Annotated in this window: 23 protein-coding genes and 2 pseudogenes; 13 read left to right on the top strand and 12 right to left on the bottom strand. The window is 65.3% G+C overall.

The window, feature by feature from the left end; translation table 11 throughout:
- From ACQPXH_RS20680 to ACQPXH_RS20655, 6 genes are all read left to right on the top strand, one after another.
- Positions 1-1,050: a hypothetical protein gene (locus tag ACQPXH_RS20680; RefSeq protein ID WP_433598180.1), complete on the top strand. Its 1,050-nt coding sequence runs from the start codon at positions 1-3 to the stop codon at positions 1,048-1,050.
- On the top strand, positions 1,047-1,379 hold the full coding sequence (locus ACQPXH_RS20675; RefSeq protein WP_433598179.1) for a hypothetical protein: 333 nt from the start codon (positions 1,047-1,049) through the stop codon (positions 1,377-1,379). The genes ACQPXH_RS20680 and ACQPXH_RS20675 overlap by 4 nt, the downstream gene beginning before the upstream one ends.
- 113 nt (positions 1,380-1,492) lie before the next feature.
- Complete coding sequence (locus tag ACQPXH_RS20670) at positions 1,493-2,797, top strand: hypothetical protein (protein WP_433598178.1); 1,305 nt, start codon at positions 1,493-1,495, stop codon at positions 2,795-2,797.
- On the top strand, positions 2,797-3,255 hold the full coding sequence (locus tag ACQPXH_RS20665; RefSeq protein ID WP_433598177.1) for a hypothetical protein: 459 nt from the start codon (positions 2,797-2,799) through the stop codon (positions 3,253-3,255). The genes ACQPXH_RS20670 and ACQPXH_RS20665 overlap by 1 nt, the downstream gene beginning before the upstream one ends.
- A 14-nt stretch (positions 3,256-3,269) precedes the next feature.
- A complete protein-coding gene (locus ACQPXH_RS20660; protein ID WP_433598176.1) occupies positions 3,270-4,028 on the top strand; it encodes a peptidoglycan recognition protein family protein in 759 nt (252 codons plus the stop codon).
- 9 nt (positions 4,029-4,037) lie between these two features.
- The gene (locus ACQPXH_RS20655) at positions 4,038-4,304 is read left to right on the top strand and encodes a hypothetical protein (RefSeq protein ID WP_433598175.1); all 267 of its coding nucleotides are present in this window, start codon (positions 4,038-4,040) and stop codon (positions 4,302-4,304) included.
- Positions 4,305-4,369: 65 nt separating this feature from the next.
- On the opposite strand, the gene ACQPXH_RS20650 is transcribed toward ACQPXH_RS20655, so the two are convergent.
- From ACQPXH_RS20650 to ACQPXH_RS20620, 7 genes are all read right to left on the bottom strand, one after another.
- Positions 4,370-5,377: a sugar phosphate isomerase/epimerase family protein gene (locus tag ACQPXH_RS20650; RefSeq protein ID WP_433598174.1), complete on the bottom strand. Its 1,008-nt coding sequence runs from the start codon at positions 5,375-5,377 to the stop codon at positions 4,370-4,372.
- A complete protein-coding gene (locus tag ACQPXH_RS20645) occupies positions 5,374-6,537 on the bottom strand; it encodes a Gfo/Idh/MocA family protein (RefSeq protein WP_433598173.1) in 1,164 nt (387 codons plus the stop codon). The genes ACQPXH_RS20650 and ACQPXH_RS20645 overlap by 4 nt, the downstream gene beginning before the upstream one ends.
- 22 nt (positions 6,538-6,559) lie before the next feature.
- Complete coding sequence (locus tag ACQPXH_RS20640) at positions 6,560-7,606, bottom strand: substrate-binding domain-containing protein (RefSeq protein ID WP_433598172.1); 1,047 nt, start codon at positions 7,604-7,606, stop codon at positions 6,560-6,562.
- Between the two features lie 25 nt (positions 7,607-7,631).
- The gene (locus ACQPXH_RS20635; protein WP_433598171.1) at positions 7,632-8,654 is read right to left on the bottom strand and encodes an ABC transporter permease; all 1,023 of its coding nucleotides are present in this window, start codon (positions 8,652-8,654) and stop codon (positions 7,632-7,634) included.
- Complete coding sequence (locus ACQPXH_RS20630) at positions 8,651-10,150, bottom strand: sugar ABC transporter ATP-binding protein (RefSeq protein ID WP_433598170.1); 1,500 nt, start codon at positions 10,148-10,150, stop codon at positions 8,651-8,653. Before ACQPXH_RS20630 ends, ACQPXH_RS20635 begins: the two co-directional genes overlap by 4 nt.
- Positions 10,151-10,179: 29 nt before the next feature.
- Positions 10,180-11,370 (bottom strand): ROK family transcriptional regulator, encoded by a 1,191-nt coding sequence (locus tag ACQPXH_RS20625; protein ID WP_433598169.1) that lies wholly within the window; start codon positions 11,368-11,370, stop codon positions 10,180-10,182.
- An 844-nt stretch (positions 11,371-12,214) separates the two neighbouring features.
- Positions 12,215-12,406, bottom strand: coding sequence for a hypothetical protein (locus ACQPXH_RS20620; protein WP_433598168.1), 192 nt, complete (start codon positions 12,404-12,406; stop codon positions 12,215-12,217).
- A 113-nt stretch (positions 12,407-12,519) separates the two neighbouring features.
- Between ACQPXH_RS20620 and ACQPXH_RS20615 the strand changes: the two genes are divergently transcribed.
- The 3 genes and pseudogenes from ACQPXH_RS20615 to ACQPXH_RS20605 form a co-directional block, all read left to right on the top strand.
- Positions 12,520-12,885, top strand: a complete 366-nt coding sequence (locus tag ACQPXH_RS20615) for a reverse transcriptase/maturase family protein (protein WP_433603523.1) — start codon at positions 12,520-12,522, stop codon at positions 12,883-12,885.
- A gap of 116 nt (positions 12,886-13,001) precedes the next feature.
- On the top strand, positions 13,002-13,826 hold the full coding sequence (locus ACQPXH_RS20610; RefSeq protein WP_433603522.1) for a group II intron maturase-specific domain-containing protein: 825 nt from the start codon (positions 13,002-13,004) through the stop codon (positions 13,824-13,826).
- Positions 13,760-14,836 (top strand): annotated as a pseudogene (locus ACQPXH_RS20605) (IS110 family transposase); the annotation flags it as partial. The gene ACQPXH_RS20610 and the pseudogene ACQPXH_RS20605, both read left to right, overlap by 67 nt.
- Positions 14,837-14,915: 79 nt before the next feature.
- Here the strand turns inward: ACQPXH_RS20605 and ACQPXH_RS20600 are convergent.
- The 3 genes and pseudogenes from ACQPXH_RS20600 to ACQPXH_RS20590 all read right to left on the bottom strand — a co-directional run bounded on the left by ACQPXH_RS20600 (position 14,916) and on the right by ACQPXH_RS20590 (position 15,959).
- Entirely contained in the window at positions 14,916-15,155 is a 240-nt protein-coding gene (locus ACQPXH_RS20600; RefSeq protein ID WP_433598167.1) for a hypothetical protein, read from the bottom strand.
- 115 nt (positions 15,156-15,270) lie between these two features.
- Positions 15,271-15,468: pseudogene (locus ACQPXH_RS20595) on the bottom strand (helix-turn-helix domain-containing protein); the annotation flags it as partial.
- Entirely contained in the window at positions 15,468-15,959 is a 492-nt protein-coding gene (locus ACQPXH_RS20590) for a DUF2975 domain-containing protein (RefSeq protein WP_433598166.1), read from the bottom strand. The pseudogene ACQPXH_RS20595 and the gene ACQPXH_RS20590, both read right to left, overlap by 1 nt.
- Before the next feature lie 1,007 nt (positions 15,960-16,966).
- On the opposite strand from ACQPXH_RS20590, the gene ACQPXH_RS20585 reads away from it, so the two are divergent.
- Together ACQPXH_RS20585 and ACQPXH_RS20580 are read left to right on the top strand one after the other, a co-directional pair.
- Entirely contained in the window at positions 16,967-17,338 is a 372-nt protein-coding gene (locus ACQPXH_RS20585; protein WP_433598165.1) for a hypothetical protein, read from the top strand.
- 51 nt (positions 17,339-17,389) lie between these two features.
- Complete coding sequence (locus tag ACQPXH_RS20580; RefSeq protein WP_433598164.1) at positions 17,390-18,682, top strand: recombinase family protein; 1,293 nt, start codon at positions 17,390-17,392, stop codon at positions 18,680-18,682.
- 647 nt (positions 18,683-19,329) lie between these two features.
- Here ACQPXH_RS20580 and ACQPXH_RS20575 read toward each other — a convergent pair.
- Together ACQPXH_RS20575 and ACQPXH_RS20570 are read right to left on the bottom strand one after the other, a co-directional pair.
- The gene (locus ACQPXH_RS20575) at positions 19,330-20,013 is read right to left on the bottom strand and encodes a putative glycolipid-binding domain-containing protein (protein WP_433598163.1); all 684 of its coding nucleotides are present in this window, start codon (positions 20,011-20,013) and stop codon (positions 19,330-19,332) included.
- Positions 20,014-21,668: 1,655 nt separating this feature from the next.
- Positions 21,669-21,863 (bottom strand): hypothetical protein, encoded by a 195-nt coding sequence (locus tag ACQPXH_RS20570; protein ID WP_433598162.1) that lies wholly within the window; start codon positions 21,861-21,863, stop codon positions 21,669-21,671.
- A gap of 110 nt (positions 21,864-21,973) precedes the next feature.
- Between ACQPXH_RS20570 and ACQPXH_RS20565 the strand changes: the two genes are divergently transcribed.
- Together ACQPXH_RS20565 and ACQPXH_RS20560 are read left to right on the top strand one after the other, a co-directional pair.
- The gene (locus ACQPXH_RS20565; protein ID WP_433598161.1) at positions 21,974-22,705 is read left to right on the top strand and encodes an SDR family oxidoreductase; all 732 of its coding nucleotides are present in this window, start codon (positions 21,974-21,976) and stop codon (positions 22,703-22,705) included.
- 300 nt (positions 22,706-23,005) lie between these two features.
- Positions 23,006-23,359, top strand: a complete 354-nt coding sequence (locus ACQPXH_RS20560; RefSeq protein ID WP_433598160.1) for a hypothetical protein — start codon at positions 23,006-23,008, stop codon at positions 23,357-23,359.
- Positions 23,360-23,441: the final 82 nt, after the last annotated feature.

Below are 23,441 nucleotides of genomic sequence, written 5' to 3'. Positions count from 1 at the left end.
ATGACCGACGAACAGCAGACCGTTTACGACGAGAACATCATGATCACCATGCGCGGGGTCTCCGACTCGGTCGGTCTACCGTACACGGTGAATCCGCTGGAACTGGTCGATCGCGAGGCGCTCATCGAGCTGCGCGAAGGGCCGGCCGGCGGGCAGGGACCCGAGGGCGATGCGGCCTGGCCCTGGCAGTGGCGCGGCGACGTCGCCGATGTCGCGGCATTGAAGGCACTGAACCTGACCACCGCCGATGCGCGCAGTGCTTGGCGAGTGGTGTCGGAGAACGCCGTCTATTACTGGACCGGCCTCGATTTCATCGCATTCGCCAACGCGTTCGGCCGAGCGGGCAAGGCCGGCCCGGCGAACGCGCTGACCGGCACCGCCATTGCCGGCGCACCCGGGTCCTCCGCCTCGGCGCGGATTACCGGAACCACACCGGGCCAGAATCTCGAGGTCACCTTTCCCCGGGGCGTCCAGGGTGACACCGGTGACCCGGGCGCGGCCGGTCGCATCCAGGACGCGGCGGATGTCCTCATCGACGCCGATCATCCGGTTGCCCAGGACTACGTTCTCGAGTGGAACGCGGCCCTCGGCAAGTTCGTCCCGGCCCCCAACCCGAAGCTCGGCGGGCCGTGGGCGGTCGGCAAGAGTCAGTTCAGCGGCGGCTCGAACCTCAACGAGCAGAAGGTGCTCGCCGCTATCACCATTCCGGGGCAGCCGACGGCCTGGCGCCCGCAGGTGCGCGGTTCGGTCCGTGTGCTGTCGTCGAACGGCAACGGTTACGGCACCCGCACCGATGTCGAAGTACGGATCGGTAGCCCGACCGGCGAGCTCGTCGGCTACGGCTACGGCTACGATATAAGCAGCTGGGATTGGGTCTTGATCGGCCCGAAATTCGATTTCCCGCTCTCGCCGACGGCGAATTTCGGTGTGGTGCAGCCCAATCAAACCGTCACTCTCTACGTGATCGCCAAGCGCACCAAGGGCAGCCAGTCGTTCTCCGTCGACAACACCGGCGCACAGCTGATCGTCTACGCGGGGCAGGTGTCATGACGACCATCTTCCGGCTCCAGGTGGACGTCGGATCGCAGTGGACCGACATTCTGGTACCGAAGGACAGCGAACTGATCTGGACCAGTACGGAATTCGGCAGGTTCGTTACCTACTGGAGCCACCCCGGCGAGACGACCACTGCCGCGGACGAACTCCGCAAGCTCCGGACGGATTCTCTCCCGTTGGCGCCCGGCGCGGATCCGGGCAACACCGTGCGTGGTGTCTCCGGGCTGCCCGGCGCCGTCGCCTACATGAAGAACGACAGGCTGCTCTGGGTCTACAAACAGCCTGCGCAACCGCCTGAGGGCGGCACGGCTCCGGCCGAGTAGATCCACACACGGCGCTCAGACGCGCTGACATCCAGCACGGCTCCGTAGCGGAGCCGCTCTCGCTCTCCGGCATGCCCTCTTGCGGCTGCCCGCTGTTCGAAAGGCATTGATCGATGGCTGATCTGGCCCCACTGAAATACGGCAAGGTCGTCGGGCGCTTCCTCGCGAATATCGCCGATGGCCCCGATATCGGCGATCTCCCCGAGTTCCCGCCCCTCACCGGTACCGTCACCTTCACGGCGGACGCCCCGAAGGTACTGGTGGCCGCCGCGCAACCCGCGCCGGCCACCTATGTCCAGCTGCCCAACCACTACGTGTGCGAACTGGACGAATTCGGTTATCTCACCTGGCGTGGTCAGCGCGGCATCCGGCTGGTCGCGCCGAACGCCGACACCAATCCGAACCAATGGACCTGGCGGGTCTCGTTCGCGCTCCAGTACGAGGGCGAATCGGTCGCCCTGGAGCCGTTCAGCTTCACTGTTCCCGAGTACGTTGCCGGCCCGGACCCCGCCAATCCCGACACCGGCGCATCCGGCCTGGTCGACCTGACGCTCGTCTCGCCGGTGCCCGCCAGCCCCGGCAACGCCGTGGTGCGCGGCGAGCGCGGTGTGGGCATCCAGATCGACGGCCAGGTGGCCACCTACGCTGCGCTGCCTGCCACGCCGAAAGACGGTGCGCAGTACGTCGTCAAGGCCGACGGGCTGTTGTATGTCTACCGCGCGACGGCCGGTGGCTGGACTCCCAACGGACAGGGCATCGTGATCCGAGGCCCGGCCGGTGCGACCGACTGGGCCGGCGTCACCGGCAAGCCGGCGACCTTCCCGCCGACCATCGGCTCGACCTCGACAACTGCTGTCGCGGGCAATGATCCGCGGCTCACCGACGCTCGGACACCTACCGCGCACACGCACACGACCGCACAAATTTCGGACGCGAGCGCGGTGGGACGCTCGCTGCTCACTGCCACCGATGCGGCGGCCGCCCGCACCGCGCTCGGGACGGTGTCGGCCACCGACACCCGGCTCAGCGATCCGCGTCCGCCCACCGCGGCCGGCCAGGTCTACGACATCGCGTTCAAATCCCACACGGGAACTCGAGCTGCGGGCACCGGAAATGTGATGGCGGAAGGGCTTCGCATCGAGCGCTCGATCAGCATCAGTTCGATCACTTACCGCGGTGAGACCGTCGGCACCGGCAACCTCGTCGTGGAATTGCGCAAAACCAATGGCAGCGGAAACAACCCTGTCGCAGGCAGTTCGGCGACCATCGCGGCCGCCGCCCACAACACCGACACCGTCATCACAGCAGGCGGCCCGTGGACGTTCGCTCCGGGTGATCGTCTCACCGTCAATATCACAACCGCCGACAGCCCGGCGGGTAAGGGCCTGCAGGTGAGCCTCAAAGGAGTGACGGTCTGATGGTCTTCGTCGTGGTCGCCCCCGGTGCGGTGCCGGCACCGATGGGCATGGACAAATCCGGTGATCTTCCCGTCGGCAAGGACACCGCCAACCTGAAGGTGTCCGGGTGGGTCGCACGCAGCGGGTATCCGGACACTGTCATCTCCGGCGCCGATGAGATCCTCATCGGAAGCTCGGGCGCGGGCATCGCGCGCTGCAAGGTGACCCTGGCCGCGGCCTGGAGCCCAGGTGCAGGTGGCGGCGGGTTCCATGTGTCGCTCATGCAGAACAGCACCGAGCTCAAAGGGGCGGATTTCGCGAGCGGCGCGACGTTCGTCGCCCTCACAGATACTCCGATCACCGTGCAGCCCGGTGATCGTCTGTGGCTCGCCGTCACCAACACGACCACCAGCTTCTGGGGTGTGACCGCGACGTTGAAGGGCGGTTCCGCAACCTACGTCACCTTCGACGTCGTGTAACGGAGGAACACCGCATGACATGGACAGCAGACCCGATCTGGCTCGCGGACGTGCTCCGCGACGCCGGCCTGCACGTCATCGAACACGAGGGCTGGCGCGACCGCGGTCACGGCGACTTCGCCGATCTGCGCGGCGTGCTCTGCCACCACACCGCAGGCGGTGGACCGGACGATTGGCGCACGGTCCAATACGGGCGGCCCGACCTGGACGGCCCACTGGCCCAACTGGTTCTGGAACGCGACGGCACCTATCGCGTGATCGCGGCAGGCGTTTGCTGGCACGCCGGCCGTGGCTCTTGGCCCGGCTGGCCCACCAACAACGCCAACTACCACGTGATCGGCATCGAAGCGGTCTCCCGTGGTGACGGAATCGATTGGACCCCAGCTCAGCTCGACGCCTACAAACGCGGCTGCGCCGCCATCCTGCGCCGCATCGACCGCACCGCCGCCGACTGCGTAGCCCACCGCGAGTACAGCAGCGAAGGAAAAATCGACCCCGCCGGCATCGACATGGACGAGTTCCGCCGCGATGTCCAGGCTTTCATCGACGGAGAGGACGCGCCGATGAGCGCAGCAGAAGTCGCCGAGATCAAAGAATTCATCACCGCGTTCTGTGGCCCGATCAGCAGCGACGTCAAAGACATCCGCGAACAGCTGTGCGGCCAGGCCCAGCGCGACAGCGGCCAGTACGCCGGCTGGTCCCAGCTGAACAACCGCACTGTCGTCGACGCCCTCGCCGACATCTACACCCGCCTGGAACATTTCGAGCATTAGGAGGCCCCGATGTCGAATTCGACATCGCAGACCCCGTTCTCGGCGTCCACGCGACCGCTGGCCACGTGGATGCCGGGAAGCGTCAGCACGACCGAATTCAAGCCTTCGAGCCGCCGACAGAACGTCTACAACTTCAACAACCTGAACCAGCAGGACACCGCCAGGCTGGTGCAGCGCGTCAACCTCGGCCGGCAGATGAAGACCTCTGCCCAGGCTGATACCCGGGTCGTTCCGGGTGGACGAGTTGATACTCGTCGCCGCGGCGCTCGACCGTGATGTCCAGGGCCTGCTTCCGGCAGCTGACTGCTTGCCTGGGAATGGCTGTGGATGGCGAGGCCTGCTTACCGATGGTCGCCGAATGCCGCGTCGAACGCGGTGGCCGGTGGCGTAATGGCGTTGTAGCCGCGCACGAAGGCCAGCGCTTCGGGCGCGCCCGCGAGCCGGTCCATCCCGGCGTCTTCCCACTCGACCGAGATCGGTCCGTCGTAGCCGATAGCGTTCAGGGCGCGGAAACAGTCCTCCCACGGCACGTCACCGCGGCCGGTGGAGACGAAGTCCCAGCCGCGACGTAGGTCGGCCCAGGGCAGATGCGAGGACAGGCGGCCGCGGCGGCCATCGCCGCAGCGGACCTTGGTGTCCTTGCAGTCGACGTGATAGATACGGTCGGCGAAGTCCAGGATGAAGGTAACCGGGTCGAGGTCTTGCCAGATGAAATGGGAAGGGTCCCAGTTCAATCCGAATGCCGGGCGATGCTCGATTGCGGCCAGGGCGCGCGTTGTGGTCCAGTAGTCGTAGGCGATTTCGCTCGGATGGACTTCGTGGGCGAAGCGGACTCCTTCGGTGTCGAACACATCGAGGATCGGATTCCACCGATCCGCGAAATCCTGATAGCCACGTTCGATGGTCTCCGGCGGCACCGGTGGGAACATCGCGACGGTATGCCAGATACTCGATCCGGTAAATCCGACGACCGTAGAAACGCCGAGTTCGGCTGCCGCCCGGGCGGTATCGGTCATCTCCACCGCGGCGCGGCGGCGCACGCTTTCGGGCTCGCCGTCGCCCCAGATGCGCGCCGGAATAATGGCGCGATGCCGCTCGTCGATGGGGTGATCGCAGACTGCCTGGCCCACAAGGTGATTGGACAGCGCGAACACTTGGAGTCCGTGCTGTTCGAGCATCTTGCGTTTAGCGGTCACGTAATTCGGGTCGGCGATTGCCTTGTCGACCTCGAAGTGATCGCCCGAACAAGCGATTTCCAGCCCGTCGTAGCCCCAGTCGGCCGCCAGTCGACACACCCGCTCGAAGGGAAGGTCTGCCCACTGGCCGGTGAACAGTGTGATCGGTCTCATGTTTGTGCTCCTGTGGTTGCGGTCCACCGGCCCGCGTCGGCCGCGCTCGCCTCGACCGCCGCCAGCACCCGCTGCACGGAGAGCCCGTCGGCGAAGGTGGGCTCGGGGTCCTTGCCCGCCGCGATCGCGATGACCAGGTCAGCGATCTCATTGGTGAAAGAGTGGTCGTAGCCGAGCCCGTGCCCGGGCGGCCACCAGCGTCCGGCATACGGGTGCTGTGGTTCAGTGACCAGGATGCGTCGGAATCCGGCGGTCGCCGGTTCCTCGGTGTGGTCGTGGAACCACAGCTCGTTCATAGCCTCCAGATCGAAGGCCAGGCTGCCACGAGTTCCGTTGAGCTCGAGGCGCAATGCGTTCTTGCGTCCGGCGGCTACCCGGCTGGCCTCGAAGGAGGCCAGCCCCCCGCCGGAGAGCCGCCCGAGGAACAAGGCGGCGTCGTCGACCGTGACAGGTCCATTACCCGGCCCGTCCGGAAGCGGACGTTCGGTGACGAAGGTATCCAGCAGTGCCGACACTCCGGTAAGCGTCTCCCCGGTCACGAACCGGGTGGCGTCGATGATGTGCGCGCCGATATCGCCGAGCGCACCGGACCCGGCTCGCCGCCGATCGAGCCGCCAGCTCAGCGGCGCCTCCGGATCAGCGAGCCAGTCCTGCAGATACTGCGCGCGCACATGCCTGATCGCACCGATCCGCCCCTGCGCCACCAGGTTCCGGGCCAGCGCCAGCGCAGGCACGCGACGGTAGGTGAAGCCGACCATCGACCGTATCCCGCGGCGGGCGGCTCGCTCGGCCGCGGCGGCCATGGCTTCGGCCTCGGCCACCGTATTCGCGAGGGGCTTCTCACACAGCACATGCTTGCCCGCTTGCAGTGCGGCAACAGCGATTTCGGCGTGGCTGTCACCGGGAGTGCAGATATCGATGAGGTCGACGTCGTCTCGCTCGAGCAGGTCCTTCCAGTCACCCACAGCGTTCGCCCAGCCGAGCCGGGTGGCGGCGGCCGTCGCTCGCTCGGTATCGCGACCCGCGAGCACCGAGAGAACCGGCCGCCACGGCAGGTCGAAGAACGCGTCCGCACTGCGCCAAGCATGGGAGTGCGCCCGGCCCATAAAGGCATGACCGACCAGGCCGATACCGAGTGTCGGGCGGTTTGTCGAGGTCATCGTGCTCCGTTCGGGTCCGGCGTCAGTAGCCGTTGGCCAGGTATTTGTCCACGTTGTCCTTGGTGACCACCGGGGAGAAGGTCGTCATCTGTGCGGGCACATCGTGTTCGGCGAGATCGCCGAGGGCCTTGCGTTGGCCGAGCAGCCGGGCCAGCGCGACCGCCGAAGAGGCCATGGAGGGGCTGTAGAGCACCGTCGCCTGCAATGGTGAGTTCCCAGCCTGGATCTCCTTCATGGCCTGGGCCGAACCACCGCCGCCGACCATGACGAATTCGCCCGCTCGGTTGGCCTGTCGGATCGCGGCAAGCACGCCGATGCCTTGATCGTCGTCGTGGTTCCACATAGCGTCGATCCTCTTCACCGCCTGCAGCATCTGGCTGGCCACCTGCTGCCCGCCAGCCGCGGTGAAATCCGTGGATTGTCGTGCGGCGATGCGGAATCCGGCGGCGCTGAGCGCATCCTGGAAGCCGCGGCTACGTTCCTGGGTGAGTTGCAGATTGTCGATTCCGGCGACCTCCACGATCACCGGATCGGCGATTTTCGCATCGCGCATCTTGCGGATGATGAAGTTGCCCGCGTTGACGCCCATGCCGTAGTTGTCGCCGCCGATCCAGGTGCGGTAGGCCAGCGCCGAGGCGAATTTCCGATCCAGGTTGATCACCGGAATACCCACCGCCATAGCAGTTTTCGCGATTTCGGTGAGGGCGTTGCCGTCGAACGGCAGCACCACGAGGACATCGGCCTTCTGATTGATCAGCGACTGCACCTGCTCGATCTGGCGGGCGACGTCGTTGGTGCCCTCGGTGACATTGAGTGTCACATCGCTGAACCCCTCGGCTTGGGCCCTGGCATTACGCGTGATCGCCGCGGTCCAGCCGTGATCGGCGGAGGGTGCGGAGAAGCCGACCTTCACCTGCTGCCCAGCGGCCGCGTTGTCGCCGGTATTGCCCGCGACCTGGGTATTGGAGGAGGTGTTGTTGGACGTGCAGGCCGCCACGAGGGCACCCGAAGTGGCCGCGAGACCGGTCAGCAGGAGACCGCGACGGGGGAGGGAGTGGGTGGTGCTCATCGTATTCCTTTGTGCGTGAAGGCGATCAGGTGAGAGTGGGAACGGCCCGGGTGCGACCGAAACGCTGGAACAGCAGGACCGCGACGATGATCGCGCCCTTGCCGATCGCCTGGATCGGTTGTTCGAGATTGTTGAGGATGAACAGGTCCTCGATAACGGTGAAGACCAGCACCCCGAGGATCGAGCCGGTAATGGTGCCGAATCCGCCGCTGAGCAGCGTTCCGCCGATGACCACCGCGGCGATGGCGTCGAGTTCGTAGAGTTGGCCGTTGGTACTTGCGCCGGTGGTGGTCTGGGCGGTGAGCATTATCGCCGCTATCCCGCAGCACAGTCCGGATATGGCGTAGAGCAGCAATGTGTGGCGGCGGACGTCGATGCCCGCCAGCCTGGCCGCCTCTGGATTGCCGCCCACCGCGAAGCTGCGACGGCCGAAGGTGGTGCGCTCCAATACGATCCAGCCGATTACCACGACCACAAGGAACAGGTAGACCAGCAATGGGATGCCCAACACCCGGTTCTGCGCCAGGGCGAGCAGATCGGTGGTGACGAGTTGGGATTGGCGGCCCGAGATCTGTTCGGCCAGTCCGCGCGCGGCCACCATCATTGCCAGCGTGACGATGAACGGCACCAGTCGGCCGTAGGCGACGAGCGCCCCGTTCAACAGTCCGCAACCGGCGCCGACCAGCAGTGCGCTGAACACCATTCCGATCACACCGTAGGACTGGGTCGCGGTGGTGGTGCACCAGACCGAGGCCAGCGCGATGATCGCACCAACCGACAGGTCGATACCGCCACCGATGATCACGAAGGTCATTCCGACCGTGACCACGCCGATTACCGATGCCAGTGTCAGGATGGTGACGATATTGCCGGTGCCGAGGAAATCGGCGCCCTTGGTCAGCGCACCGACGAGCAGTAATGCCAGCAGTGCGATGATCAGAGTCGCGTGTTTGCGAATCTCGCGGCGCGCCTTGTGATTCACGGCCGCGCCGCCCGTCGCCGGTCGATCGCCGGCGGGGGGCGCTGCCGGTGTCTGCACCTCACTCACAAGGCGCTCCCTTCCATGATCCTGGTGATGATGTCGTGTTCGGTGAGGTCGGCCGCAGGCGCCGCGTGGATCATCGCGCCGTCGCGCAGTATCAGCACCCGGTCCGATAGCCCGAGTAGTTCCGGCAGATCACTCGAAACCAGCAGTACCGCCACACCCTGATCCGCCAGTCGGCGGATCTGTGCGTACACGTCTGCACGCGCACCGACATCGACGCCGCGAGTCGGTTCGTCCAGCAACAGCACTGTGCAGTCGTCGAGTAGCCAGCGGGCAAGGATCGCCTTCTGCTGATTGCCGCCGGACAGTTCACGCACCGGGTGTGCGGGATCGGCCGGACGGATCCCGACGTGGGCGAGCGACGCGCCGGTTTCGGCACGTTCCCGACGGCGGTCGAACCAGCCGAATCGCGAGTAGCGCGGCAACGAGGCGGCCGAGATGTTGCGGCCCACCGATTGCAGCAGAAACAGCGCCTGCGATTTACGCTCCTCGGGCGCGAGTCCTATTCCGGCGGCCACCGCGGCGGTGGTGCTGCCGGGCCGTATCGAGCGGCCACCGAGCAGCACCTGTCCGGCCGACGGACGCCGCGCACCGTAGATCGTTTCAAGGATTTCCGAACGCCCCGCCCCGACCAGGCCGGCCAGGCCGACGATCTCCCCTGCGTACACCGCGAACGACAGATCGTGGAACCGGCCGGACAGCCCGAGTCCCGTCACCCGCAGCACCTCCGCGGACGCCGCGCCGCGCGGGGACCGAGCGACCGAATCCTGGAGGTCACGCCCGGTCATCAGAGACACCACGTCCTCGGTGCTCGTGATTCGGGCGGGCAGTCCAGCCGCGACGGTGCGGCCGTCCTTGAGCACAGTGATTCGGTCACCGATCGTCCGGATCTCCTCGAGGCGGTGCGAAATGTACACGACCGCAACACCTTCCGCGCACAGCTGCTCGATGATGCGGAACAGGTTGGCCACCTCGTCATTGCCGAGCGCCGCCGAGGGTTCGTCCATCACGATCAGGCGTGCGTCATAGGACAGGGCCCGCGCGATGCTGACGACCTGCTTGGCCGCGGCGGCCAATGTGCCGACGACCGTGTCCGGTCGCAGTTCGGCATGGCCGAGGCGGCCGAGCAGACGGGTGGTGGCGCGTGCAGCCGGAGTTCGGCGGGTGAATCCGGCGCGGGCCAGCTCGTGGCCGAGGAAGATGTTCTCGGCGATGCTCAGTCCGTCGCACAGATCCAATTCCTGGTAGATCGTGGCGATGCCCAGCCGGGTGGCGGCGGCGGGACCGGATAGGCGTACGGGTTCGCCGAGCCAGCGCAGTTCACCGTCGTCGGGCTGATGCGCGCCGGACAGGACCTTGATCAGCGTGGATTTACCTGCGCCGTTCTGACCGAGCAGGCAGTGCACCTCCCCGGCCCGCACCTCGAGATCTACGTGGTCGAGGGCACGCACGCCCGGGAATTCTTTGACGATGCCACGCATCGTCAGCACGGTCTCCATGGCCAGGCCTCCTTGTCCGGCGCCGCAGATCAGGCGACGCTGAATACGTGATCGCTGATGAGTCGCGCCGCGCCGATCACTCCGCCGAGCTCGGCGAGCTCCGACAGCACGATCGGCAGATTGCCGGTGGCCAGCGGCAGCGACCGGCGGTAAACCACGCTGCGGATCTCCGCGAGCAGTGGATGCCCGAATCCGGCGATACCCCCGGCGATCACCACCAGCCCGGGATTGAAGAAGCTGACCAACCCCGCGAGCACGGTGCCGAGACGGGCGCCGGCCTCGCGAATCATGGCTACCGCCACCGGATCTCCCGCCGCGGCGGCATCGGCCAGATCCACCGCGGTCAGCGCGCCCGCGCCCGCCAGACGTTCGGCGAGGAACGCCGATCGCCCAGCGCGGGCCATGGCCAGCGCATCCCGGGCCAGGGCCCCACCGCCCGCGTACGCCTCGAGGCAACCGCTGTTGCCGCAGGCACAGACCGGTCCGTCATCGCTGATCCGGATATGGCCGATATCGCCCGCGCTGCCGGAGACGCCGCGATAGATTCTGCCATCGACCACGATCCCGCAGCCGATCCCAGTGCCGACCTTGACCAGCAGGAAGTCGTCGACCGAATGCGCCGAACCGGCCTGCATTTCGCCGAGCGCCAGGATATTCACGTCGTTGTCCACCAGCACCGGGCAACCCAGTTCCTGCGCGACTACCTCACGCACCGGGAAGCGGTGCCAGCCCGGCATGATCGGCGGCGTCACCGGCATACCATCGCGGAAGCTCACCGGGCCGGGCACGCCGATCCCCGCACCGTGCAGTCGCCCGGTCATCGTATGGTCGTCGCGGAGTTTGCCGATCAGATCCAGCGCCCGCTCGAGCACCGCAGCTGGGCCCTGCCGGATATCGCATGGCTCGGAAAGATGGGCGAGAACACGTAATTCGCCGTCGGTCACCGCGACATCAATGGAAGTGGCCCCGATGTCTACCGAGGCGAAGCGCAGGTCCGAGGCCAGCCGGGCGATGGCCGAGCGGCGTCCGCCGCTGGACGCCGCCAGGCCGCCCGCCTCCACCAGTCCGAGCTCGGCCAAGCGATCGAGTTCCACCCCGAGCTTGGACCGGGACAACCCCATCGGGCGGCCCAGTTCCGACCGCGACTGCGGGCCGTGATCGCGCAGCAGCCGCAATAGTCGCACCTGGTGGGCATTTTCGGGTCGAACCGCGATCCGCATCAGGTCCTTCTTTCTTCCGTTGGCACGAATTCAACCCGACTTTGTCGCCCTTGTATCGACTTTCGAAGAATTGATACAAAGTTTGTTCTGCACCGAGACAAAGTCGGGTCGGCTGAACAGTCTCGATCGTCCTCGAGTTTGACGAGAGAGCGTCGGTCACCGCAGGTCCAGCCCCGCGCACAACGACCTGGTGGATCGACTTCACCTCGGGATACACACCGGTCAACCGATCGTAGGTGCGCATGGCCGCCAGTTCGCGCGGGTGGGTCTCCGGCCCCATGTCGGTGATCCTCATGCCCAGGATCGGCGCGGCCAGCCCCAGCCAGCATCACCAGGACCGCGAGCAGCAACGTGCGACCCGGTCGCCGGTCGATCCCACGCGTCAGCGCGGCGGTAATCCGCCCGTCCTTCGGCGTCCGCGCGGGCCGGTGACGGCGCTCGGCTCGGCGTTCGGCGATGGCGCCGAGCTTGGCCAGTGTCGTCGGCAGGATCGTCATCGAACTGGCCACCGTCATCTGAGACTCGGCCCGTCGCCAGCAGAAGCCGCACGCGATTTCGGCGATCGCGAACCGGCGACCACCTCGCCGTCGGCGGTGACTGGACCAGCGGGCCGTCACCGCCCGCATCCAGCGGATCCGGTTGCTCAGCTGGGCAAAAAGGTGCAGTGGGCGGATCACCAAGGCGCCGTTGCGGCTTGGGTGATCCTACTTCTCGTGGCACGGGACAACTCGGCGTCGCGCATCTAGTCTCGCGAAAGTCGCTGAGCCACAACAACTTCGTGTCAAACCAGCGGAATCCGAGAGCGCTGGCCGACCGTCACCGGCGCTTGTTCCGTGTCGTTGCGCTACTCTTCGGCGAGCTCGGCCAGAATGTCGGATGCATCGCAGTTGCCGTCGGCTGCGAGCCGCCGCAACTCGGTGACATCGCCCGGTTTCATGTCCGTCCAAGCGGCCGGCATCAGCGACTTGCTGCCGTCGGGCAGCACCAACAGCAACTCCAGCACGGCGTGACGATGCATGCCGCCCAGGACCGGCAACAACCGACCCTCCAGAGGATGACGAGACCGCATGATCCTCACCGCCGCGGGCAAGTCCTCGAGGACCGTAGTAAGACGAGGCTTCGTTCGACAACCTCGATCATGATCATCTACTGGGTTCACTGGGGAGTTTCCCGGCCCGGCGGATGGTCGGCAAATGGTTGCGGTCGGGCGTGCTCGATCAGGGTCGGCTGTTGTCCACCGAGCGGGGTAGCCCGCAGGGTGGTTGCATCAGTCCGTTGCTGATGAATGTGGCTTTGCATGGGATGGAGCAGGCCGCCAGAGTCCGCTACCGCACCGCCGGGCATCGAGATGCCGGAAGCGTGGTGCCGGGCTCACCGGTGGTGATCAGATACGCCGATGATCTTCTCGCTTTCTGTCATTCCCGGCAGCAGGCCGAGGATGTCAAGGCGCGGCTGGCCCAGTGGCTGGCGCCCAGGGGTCTGGTCTTCAACGAGGACAAGACCCGCATCACCTAATCGATGAGGGCGGTGTGGATTTCCTGGGGTTCCATGCCCGCCGCTACCACGGCAAGCTGCTGATCAAACCGAGCAAGGCGGCGGTCAAACGGATCCGGGCGCGGTTGTCCGCCGAGATGAAGGCCCTGCGAGGGGCCAACGCCGAAGCGGTCCTGCAACGGCTCAACCCCATCATTCGGGGCTGGACCGCCTACTACCGGATCGTGGTGTCCAGCAAGACATTCGACGCGCTGGACGACCACATGTGGAACCTCACCTACAAGGGGGTGAAGTTCCGTCACCCGCACAAGCCGAAACGCTGGATCGTCAACCGGTACTTCGGCAAATTCCACCCCGCCAGGAGCGACCGATGGGTTTTCGGCGACCGGGACACCGGCGCCTATCTCCTGAAGTTCTCCTGGGCCAAGATTGTGCGGCACACCATGGTCAAAGGCTGGGCATCACCTGATGACCCGGCCCTGGCCGAGTACTGGGCTTGGCGGCGTGGCCGCAAGAAGCCACCGCTGGACCGCGGCCGGTTGCGCGCGCTGATCGCGCAGAACGGTCGCTGTCCGCTCTGCGGTGGGCTCTTGCTGCACGCCGACTGCGAACCGCAAACCCCCGACGAGTGGGAACAGTGGTCCACAGTGACCCGCACGGCGATCCGCAGACACGCGATCACCAGCGGCACCGACCCGAGCACACCGGACGGGATTACCACATTCCGGTTTGATCCACACCGGCTGCCAGCGTCGCCTCACCCGCGACAGCGGCAGCCGACCAGCGCTTCTACCTGCCACGAGCCTTCAGGGCTTGCCCGAGCCGGGTGCGGGGAAATCCCGCCCGCCCGGTTCCTAGGGGGCGACGGCGCAGTAATGCGCCGTCGCTACCCGAGTGGCGGATCTGGTTCTATGTGCTGGAGGCGGCGGGACTTTCGGTGCAGCTGGTCAGCCGGGATGTGAAGAAACGTGCAGGGGCGGCCCAAGACCGACAAGCTGGACGCGGTGTGGTTGGCCAAACTCACCGAGGGCTTGCTGCGGCCCAGTTTCGTACCACCGGCCCTTACACCAGGTTGCGGGTCGATCTGACCCGGGAACGCACGCGGTACTGGCAGCGGTTGGAGAAACTGCTCGAGGATGCCTCGATCAAGGTGTCCTCGGTGGCCTCGACGATGGACACGCTTTCGGTGCGCGACATGCTCGAGGCATTGATCGCCGGTGAACGCGATCCGCGTCGGCTCGCCGGTCTGGCACGCGGCAGGATGAAACACAAACACGCCGACCTCATCGAGGCGCTCGACGGCCGGTTCGACGATCACCACGCCGAGCTGACCGGATGCTGCTCGATCAGATCGACACCCTCGCCACCCAGATCGCCACACTCACCACTCGCATCGAGGGGTTGCTCTCAGCGATGGAGCCCGAACCCGACAGTGCCAGCGGCAGCGACGCCGACGGTGCGAATCGGTCTCGCGACGCGGTCGGCGAACCGAGCACGGTCTAACGGCTCGATGAGATCCCCGGCATCAGCGCGGGACTCGCCCAAGCCATCATCGCCGAAATCGGCCTCGACATGACCAGATTCCCGACCGCCGCCCACCTGGTGTCGTGGGCGAAACTGTGTCCACGCACCATCCAGTCCGGGCCGGCGCAGCGGGCGGTAAAACCGGCAAGGGCAACCCGTACCTGAAAGGTGCGCTCGGCGAGGCCGCCACGGCCGCCGACAAAACCAGCACCTTTCTCGGTGAACGCTACCGTCGTATCGTCAAGCGCCGCGGCAAGCTCAAAGCCATTGTCGCGGTGGCACGTTCGATCCTGGTCATCATCTGGAACCTGCTCAACGACACCACGACTCGGTTCCGCGACCTCGGCGCGGACTACCACGCCACCCGCATCAACACCGAACGCAGGACCCGCAACCACGTCGCGCAGCTGCGATGGGCTACCGCGTCACCCTCGAACCCGCCGCCTGACCACGCTTCAAACGAACAACCCGGCTCCGCCGAGTGGCTCCGCCATGCCGGTCACCACGGACTATTTTCCGGTCAGTGGTCAACAGCCGGCGGTCATCCGTTCGACTCGCGTCCGCCGCAGATACGCCATCGGGCTCATCCCGACCATGGCGTCGAACGAGCGGACAGGCTGAGAGCGCGACAGATGGACCTCGCCAGCTAGCGAGCTGAGCGTCCACGGCTCAGCCAGCTTTGTGCTCAACCGCCCGACCGTCGTCACGACATCACTGCGGACGACAGCACGCGCGCCGATCACCCGCAGCTCTCCGAGCGTGTTCACGTGCGGATCGCGAGTCGGGTCAGAAGGCATCGTCGTGACGGGGCTGCGGTGGTGGCGGGGCAGTGACGAAGCCGCCGGGCGATCCCAGAGGGGCCTTGACCCGCGCTGGCTCGGCCTCCCAGCGCAGCAGGTCGCCTGGCTGGCAGTCGAGTTCCTCGCAGAGGGCGGCGAGCGTCGAGAAGCGCACCGCCTTGGCGCGGCCGTTCTTGAGTACCGCCAGGTTGGCGGGAGTGATCCCGACGCGGTCCGCGAGCTCGCCGACGGACATCTTCCGCCGGGCCAGCATCACGTCGATGTCGACGGCGATCGGCATCAGATCACCTCGTCCAGCTCGGCCTGCAGCTGCGCCGCTTCGACATCGCGCACGACGGCCTGAGCGAGCAGCATTCGCAGTACGTACACGATGAGCGCGACCCCGAGGATGGCCACGCCGATCCCGGCCATGATGATGGTGACACCTGGGTCGTCCCGCTGGTCCGGCGCATTGATGGCCGTAACCGCGAACCACACGAGGGCAGCCGATACGATCGCGCCGATCACGACGTCCACGTAACGGAAGGCGGCGTGGGAGAACACGGTTCCACGGCGCACCATCGTCACCAGCTGCAATACGCAGACAAGGGCGACCTGGACCGACACCATCCCCAGGATCGTCATGACGCGGAACGCGGTCAGTGGGCGCGATCCGTCCTCCGGGTCGCTCCCGCTTACCAACACCCACACCATCCCAGCCTGTATGAGCATGGTGCCTGCGAGTACCACCATGAGCACGGCGCGGAGCGCACGTACTGCCAGCTTTCCCATGGTCCCGTCCTTCTATCGAGTTGCGATGCGAATCTATCGAAAGTCGATAGTCTAGCATAAGCGTGGCCAGCCGAGCGTCAACGAGCGGGCCACGCCGTAACGGCGAGAGGATCTGGCGGCGTTCCTGTGCCACCGCCGGGCACGGGTCCAACCTGGGCGATGTGGGGTTGGCGTCTGGGCCGCGGCGGCGCAGGCCCGGTCTACGCCGCTAGTTGCCTGTCTGTCGAACTGAGCCGCGATGCGGTCGCCGATCTAGCCCCCGCGTTGCCTGCGGCGGTTGCGCCTATTGCCTCGACCGGTGCCCGCCAACCGTTGCGGCACGGCTGCGGGCAATCTGAGCGACCCGCAATCTGCAGTCCCACAACAGGCTTTCAGAGCTCCGGTGTCGATCGTGTGCGCTAACCACAGCAACCGAGCGGTTAACTCAAGTGCCGTGGATCCTGGCATCATTGGAGTCGTCTGTCCCGACAGCCCGCCCGAGCTCACCGACCAGGCAGCCCGGGTGCTGCTTCAGCTTCTACTTCGACATGCCCGCGAACATTCCAGCGAGACAGAGAACGATGCCGACCAAGTCGAACGGATGCGCCCTTCTCGACGAGCCGCGCGAAATCGTCCCCGAAACCGCCGGAAGCGGCGCTGACCAATGGTTCGCGTTATGTGGGCGCTGCTCGATTCCGAAGATATTCAACACGGGTCTCTCAGCAGCTGGGGTCGGGCAGCGAATACCAATACGTGGATCGCTGGATTGACTGGTGCACAACGACGTTCGATGACATTGGGTCCGCGATAGAGATTGGGTTGGCCGTCGTGGGAAAGATCGCAGGATGGTCAGGTGCCGGTGTCGTGCCACGACAGTGGCCCCGTGGCGAGGTGTCGATGGAGTTCTTTAGAACTCCCCGAGGTGAACCTGGCGGTGGCGAGAGTCCTGCTGGGATCATGCTGGCGCACAACCAATTCAAGAATCAGGCTGCCGGCTGGGCAGGAAGGAGAGGGCTAGATGGCGGGTGATGCTCGACGAGCTGCTCGGCATCGAGGTCACCGGAGAGGAGTTCGACTCGAACCGGTGGTTCGCGTTTCTGGGTCGCTGCTCGACCGAGGACAACCAGGACCCGGAAACCTCGTTGAACTGGCAGTACTCCAAGGCCACCGCGCTGGCTCCGGGGCGGATCACCCAAACGTATTTCGATACCGGGCAATCCCGGTCGGTGCCGTGGGATCGGCGTCCGCACGCGGGTCGGCTGCTCGCGGATCTGAAGAACCGGGAGCGTGGCTGGTCGGCGATCGTGGTCGGGGAGGGGCAACGCTGTTGGTTCGGTAATCAATTCAGCCTGGTCGCACCGCGTTTGCACGCCTACGGGGTCGGGATCTGGGTGCCATAGCTGGGTGGTCAGTACGGTCCGCACAACACCGCGCACAACATGATGATGAGCATGCTCGGCGGGATGAGCCAGTCCGAACGCCAGCAAGTTCAGCAACGCACTCGCTCGGCGATGGACGCTCAGGTCCTCAACGAGGGACGCCATCAGGGCGGTCGGCCACCCTATGGCTACGTGACGATCGACGGCCCGCCGCACCCGAACCCGAGCCGCGCGGCCGCGGGCCTGAAACTGCGCATCCTCGCTATCGACGAGTTGACGGCGGCGGTGGTGCAACGCATCTTCCGCGAATACATCGCTGGTGCCGGTGACAAGGCGATCGCCATCGGCCTCAACCGCGACGGCATCCCGTGTCCTTCCGCGCATCGGCCGGAGCAGAACCGCCATCGCGCCGGTGACGGCTGGCAGGCTCCCACTGTCTCGGCGATCCTGCAGAATCCCCGCTACACCGGTTATGGGGTGTTCGGCCGATGGTCCAAGGTCGAGGAACTTCTGGACCCGGATGATGTGGCCGCGGGGCATGTGGTGCGGTTTCGGCGATCCCGCGCTGATCGCATCGTCCGGTCACGTCGACCGGCGCACCCCAAGATCGTGTCAGTGGAGGTCTTCACCGAGGCGCATCTGATCCGGCGCGCCAAGGCCGGCAGCGGTAACCGCTCCCGCGGTCAGCTGGAGCGAGGCCGGCAAACGCGGCTGCCACGGCCCTATCAGCTGCGCGGGCGGATCCGCCACGACTGCTGTGGAAGGAAGATGCAGGCCGAGGTCGTGCACGGCGTTATCTACTACCGGTGCATCGCCCGCACCCTGGCACCCGGAAGCCCGGCCCTGGCCGACCACCCGAAAACAGTGAACCTACGCGAATCCCACATCATCGGCCCACTCAACGACTGGCTCAGCGGGCTGTTCAACCGGACCAACCGTGATCACACCGTCGCGAAGCTGGTCAAAGCCCAAAACCACGACAACGGCAACCAACGCCGCGAGATGCTGCGCGCCAAGATCAATGCGGCCGAGACCAAGCTGACGCGGCACCGCAGCGCCATCGAGGCAGGAGTTGACCCGTTCGCCCTGGTCGAGACCATGAACGCCGCGCAAGCCGAAAAGGCAATCGCCCAAGCCGAAATGGAGCAGATTCCACAGACCGTCATGCTGACGGCCGCTCAGTTCAACAAGCTGATCGACTCGCTGGGCGACATGACAGCGGTCCTCAACGCAGGCGCACCGGAGGACAAGATCGCGCTCTACACCGCGCTCAACGTCGAGATTCACTACGACCATCGACAGCAAATCGCCACAGTGTTAGCCAACCCTTGTGTGGTTAGCACTGGTGTCCGGAGGGGGACTTGACCACTACGCACACGTGGTATCCCAGCGAAAACTGCTGGTCATCGGCGAATAGTGGCGGCGGCGTATTGGTTCTGGTCCGCAGTGTCGCAGGTGCGTCCTCCGACACGCGTACCAGGGCAACTGTTTGACCTGCACGTTTTCGGTTTCTTCGGCGATCCGGAAGCGATGTGCGGGTCAGGTACACCCGCTGAGCCGCGGAGATGGGTCGCAGGGTTGGTGCCCTCTGCGGGGCACTGTGAAGATGGGAAGGGTCTGACCGACGGTTTCCTGTTGGCCGGTTGGTAACAGATTGAAGCCGATTACCAGCTATGGCCACGCCACCGCCCTGATTTTCCGTCGTATCCGGCCTCGTTGCTGCTGTGGTGCGTGCCGTCCCCGGCGTTGCGGTGTGGTCTGATCACCGTCTCTCGGAGTCGGAGATGAGTTGGTTGATTCCGTAGGAGCCTCGAAAGACTAGTGCGTCGACTACATCCAGAAGCGCCGCGCGTTGTTGTGGTCGTCGGGTTTGTGCGAGTCCGCGGATGACGAGTTTGCCGATCGCTCATGTGTGCGCGGGTCTAATGGTTGCGGGTTCGCTCGTGGAGTCGGTGCCGACGGCGCGCTGTGCGCAGAGCAGCGTGAGGTCGTCGACCCGATCCAGGGAATGCTCAAGAGTGATCAGTAGCTGGGGGAGAGCGTCGGCGAACGTGGGTGAACCTCACTCGGCCGGAAATGAACCGAATCACCGACCGATGTTCGGGCGTCCGCGCATCTTCGTGGAGATCGGCAGGAGCCCAGGAGGTAGCGATCTCGAACGTGCGAGCCCGAGCTGTCAGGGCGTCCCATTTCATCTGCTGGGTGATTACCCAGCTGTCGCTGGTCGCCGTTGTCTCCCAATTGTCACCACGGCGCAGACGTCGCAAGTAGTCGTGGTAAAGCAGGACGAAGCTGTCGTCGTCGAAGTCGATATCGGCCTCGTAGTCACCCGAGGAGAAGTGCACCGTGCGGTCGCCCACCGGTTCGTATCGCTGCGTGGCGAGCGTGGCGGTGAGCTCGGGAACAGAGACGAACCGCATGATGTAGTCGCGTGGTTCGGCGGTGTCCAGCAGCCGGTCTCCCACCACGGGCAACGTGTTGAAGAACGCGGAATGCTGAAGGTCGAAATAGTCCGCTCCGTCCGGACGGTGACGTACCGGCCCGTCACCGATGTCGACGATCAACTCGGAACCGTCCAGCTCCCAACGCAATTCGTAAACGAGCCCGAGCTGAGTACCGCGTGCCCGATCCAGGGAGTCCACTCGGACGATTTCGATTCGAGGCTCATCGATGCCCTCCCACATCAGGGTTCGCACGCGGGAAGGCTATCGCGATTACTCCCCGCGCGCGACATGTCGCGATGTCATTCCGGGCGCCGCGGCTGCTGCGCCGACTTCCGACAGGCAGGCTGACCGGCCTCCTTCCCTCGGAGGCCAGCCACACGCCGCGCTATTGGGGAAGTGCGTATTTTCTATCCGGCTCAGCAGCAGAACGCGACCCGCGACATCGACCGATTCACCTTGGGGCACCAGGTTTTCCTGCCGACCCACAAAGATACCAACCTCAAAGACCGGTTGTACGGCGAACGCCGAGCTCGCAAAGGAATAGTCGACCGAGAAGCCAAGCCGCGCAATAAAATCGCGCAGCACGTGGCAGTCGACCTGCAGGCAGCGGGCCACCGAGATTGCCTGATATCGGCATCACTTGCAGGGTGTGGTGGATGACAACAGGGAGGATCTCCGACGGAATTACCGATGTTTCGCACCTACCTATGACGCGATGATCTCTTTGGGACGCGGCCAGGTGTGCGCAGTGGCAGTTGATCGGCGGTTGGATCTGCGCACTCCTGGCCGTGCGGCAGTCGGCCGGAAACTTTGGGATTTGTCATTCACAACCAAACGATCGGAATCAAGTAGATGAGTATTCGAATGCGGCAAGTCGGTGTGAAAACCAGGTCGATCGCGTCGGTTGCCGCCGCGTTGGTCGCGGCGTTCGGTCTGTCCGCTCCGGCCGCTGTTGCGTCGCCTACGGATTCACCCGATCCGGGCCCGTCGGGAAATGCCTGGAAGCTGGGTTCCCGTCACAATTCCAGCTCTACAATCCGGCCGATTGGCCTGGCCACGGCAGACAATGCATTTACTGCGACAAAACACGGATCTGGCTCGACAAGGGGCTGGATGGTACGACCTGTAATCCCGCGTCGTCGAACGTCTTCAATTTCATCAGAACCCCCGACGGCTGGGCACGCCTCCAACTGGCCGACCAGCCCAGCCTGTGCCTCATCGGTGGACCCGCGGGCAGCTCGACCTCGATCGGCCTCGCTTCGTGCGACGGCGGTCAGGAGATGGACTGGGCGGGAGGCGGGACAGTCAATCCGCCGCAAGTAGCATTCTCGCCGCGCCAACATTCAGGATGGTACCTGGCCACGCAATTCAATGACCTGATGCTGAAGCAGCCGTCCGGAGGGCAACCCACCGCCCCCGAGTTCAAATGGGCCCTCACCTGAGCCGGGCCGATATTCACAAGCTGGGAGTGCCATGGCATTCGTCGTTGCCGCTGTGGTCGTTCTTGCGGTGGTGGTGATCTTCAACCTGTTGATCACCTTCGCCGTGTTGCGCCGGTCACGCGTGCACGAGGTGCTGTCGGTGTCCTGATCGGCTGGAGGCCGAGCTATACAAGTGCGCGTCAACGGGGCGTTGTCTCGACCCGGCTGCCGAAATCGAGGGCTCACATTGCGGTTGACCACGGCGAGATCGCCGGTGGCGGTGCCGAATTCCGCGTTGAGCAGGGGGCCGAAACGGGCATGTTCAGGATTATCTCGGCCACTATCGCCGCGGCGATCGCTTGCCCCGCTACGATCGTGTGCTGGGCATCAGCGGCTGCGGGGACGGTCGCTGCGACTGCGGATGCGTTGCGCGCCTTATGTTCTCGCAGCCAAGCCGCCAGCCGTTGCATGCCGAGGGCACGCAACCTATTGGGGGTGTTGTGGCCCGACAGCAGGATCAGCGCTGTAGTCGAAGGCGCGTTTCAGGGCGGGGAGGTGTTCGAGCAGTGTGGCGCGCAGTCGGTTGATCGCACGGTGCGGTCGCAGGCCAGGCCAGGTCGGGTCGGGTCGGGCGGCGGTAAGGATGCACAGCTCGACCGTCGCGGAACGATCGGCGGCCATTTCCTTCGGCTATGAACCTCGGCTCAACATGGAAGCCAGACCCGTCGCTCCTGGGCAATTCGAAGCCTGCGGACAGCTGGCTCGATCCCTGCAAGAAAGGTAAGGACACCATGCATACGGATCTGTCCGGGCGCACAGCCATCGTGACCGGGGCTTCGCGTGGGATCGGGCGCGCCATCGCGGTCCGGCTCGCCACTCGCGGCGCGGCCGTCGTCGTCGGCTACCTGCGCAACGAGGAGAAGGCGAACGCGGTCGTCGAGGAGATCCTCGAACAGGGTGGGCGGGCAATCGCCGTGCAGGGTGATCTTGCCAAGCCTACCGAGGTGAAGCGCCTCTTCGACCGCGCGGAGGAGGTGTTCGGCGCCCTGGACATCGTGGTGGCGAATGCAGCCGATGTCGTGATCAAGCCGGTGGTCGACTGCACCGAGGAGGAGTTCGACAAGCTGTTCGCTGCCAACGCCAAGAGCGCCTTCTTCACCATGCAGGAGGCCGCGCGGCGTGTGCGTGACGGCGGGCGGATCATCGCCACGTCCACCGGCGGCACGCGGATGTTCTTCACCGAGACCTCGCTCTACCTCGGCACCAAGGCTGCCGTGGAGCAGTTCGTCCGCGTGCTGTCCCGTGAGCTCGGCCCGCGTGATGTCACCGTCAACGCCCTGTCTCCCGGCTTCACCGACACGGACCTGCTGCCCGACCGCGACCGCGAAGTCGCCGCGGGCATGTCGGCGTTCGGCCGGGTCGGCCAACCCGAGGACGTCGCCGACGTGGCGGTCTTCCTCGCCGGGGATCAGGGGCGCTGGGTCACCGGGCAGAACCTCGGCGCCGGCGGTGGCGTCTTCTGACGGTCACGGCCGGGCGGCGAGACAGCGGCGCACATCCGCCGACCCGGTCAAACTTCGCCACCGGTCGATGGTGGGAGCGGGCCAACCGGAAAGTCCGTCCCATCCACCAATCGGTGGAGCCCCGGCCTGCGACACCACGACACAGAGGGGAAATCTTGTGGTGTCGGCATGAATCGACTCAGCGCGCCGACAATACTGATGTTTGTCCTCTACCTATTCGAGAAGGATCACATTGTCGCCCGATATCGGCGGCGTCCCTGCACAACCGGCAGGTGCGCCAGCGGGGGCAACAGGAGTGACGTGTCCGAGAACTGGCTTGGGTTGGTCGGCGGTGTCGACCTTGATGCCGTCGGCGCTCATCTCATCGGAGTGGAGGATCTCGTGTATCGTGTCGTGGCGAAAATCATTGCCGCCGGAGCGATCTCTGTGGCGCTCGGTCTGCAGCCGGCGATCGCGGTGGCCGCCCCGGACAGGACACCGCCGCAACCTGAACTCACTGCTCGAACACAGACGACAGCTCCTTTCGACCCCGTCTGTCCCCTCTGCTTCCTGCGAGAACTGATCGAGAGCGGCTCGAGCCATTATGGCTGGATCCTCGAACGGCTTGGCCAGTGCATGATCTTTGTGAATTACCGATGTGCGTCATCTACCTAGTCGACGATCATCGATCGAGTCAACTGAGTATCGGGGATTGCTGTGCAGTCACTCCGATCGCGAACTGTTGTAACAGGTCTGT

This window comes from Nocardia sp. CA-135953 (assembly GCF_050955735.1).
Taxonomy (GTDB): domain Bacteria; phylum Actinomycetota; class Actinomycetes; order Mycobacteriales; family Mycobacteriaceae; genus Nocardia.
Note: the sequence above shows the minus strand (reverse complement) of the source record. Positions and strands in the feature narration are given on the sequence as shown.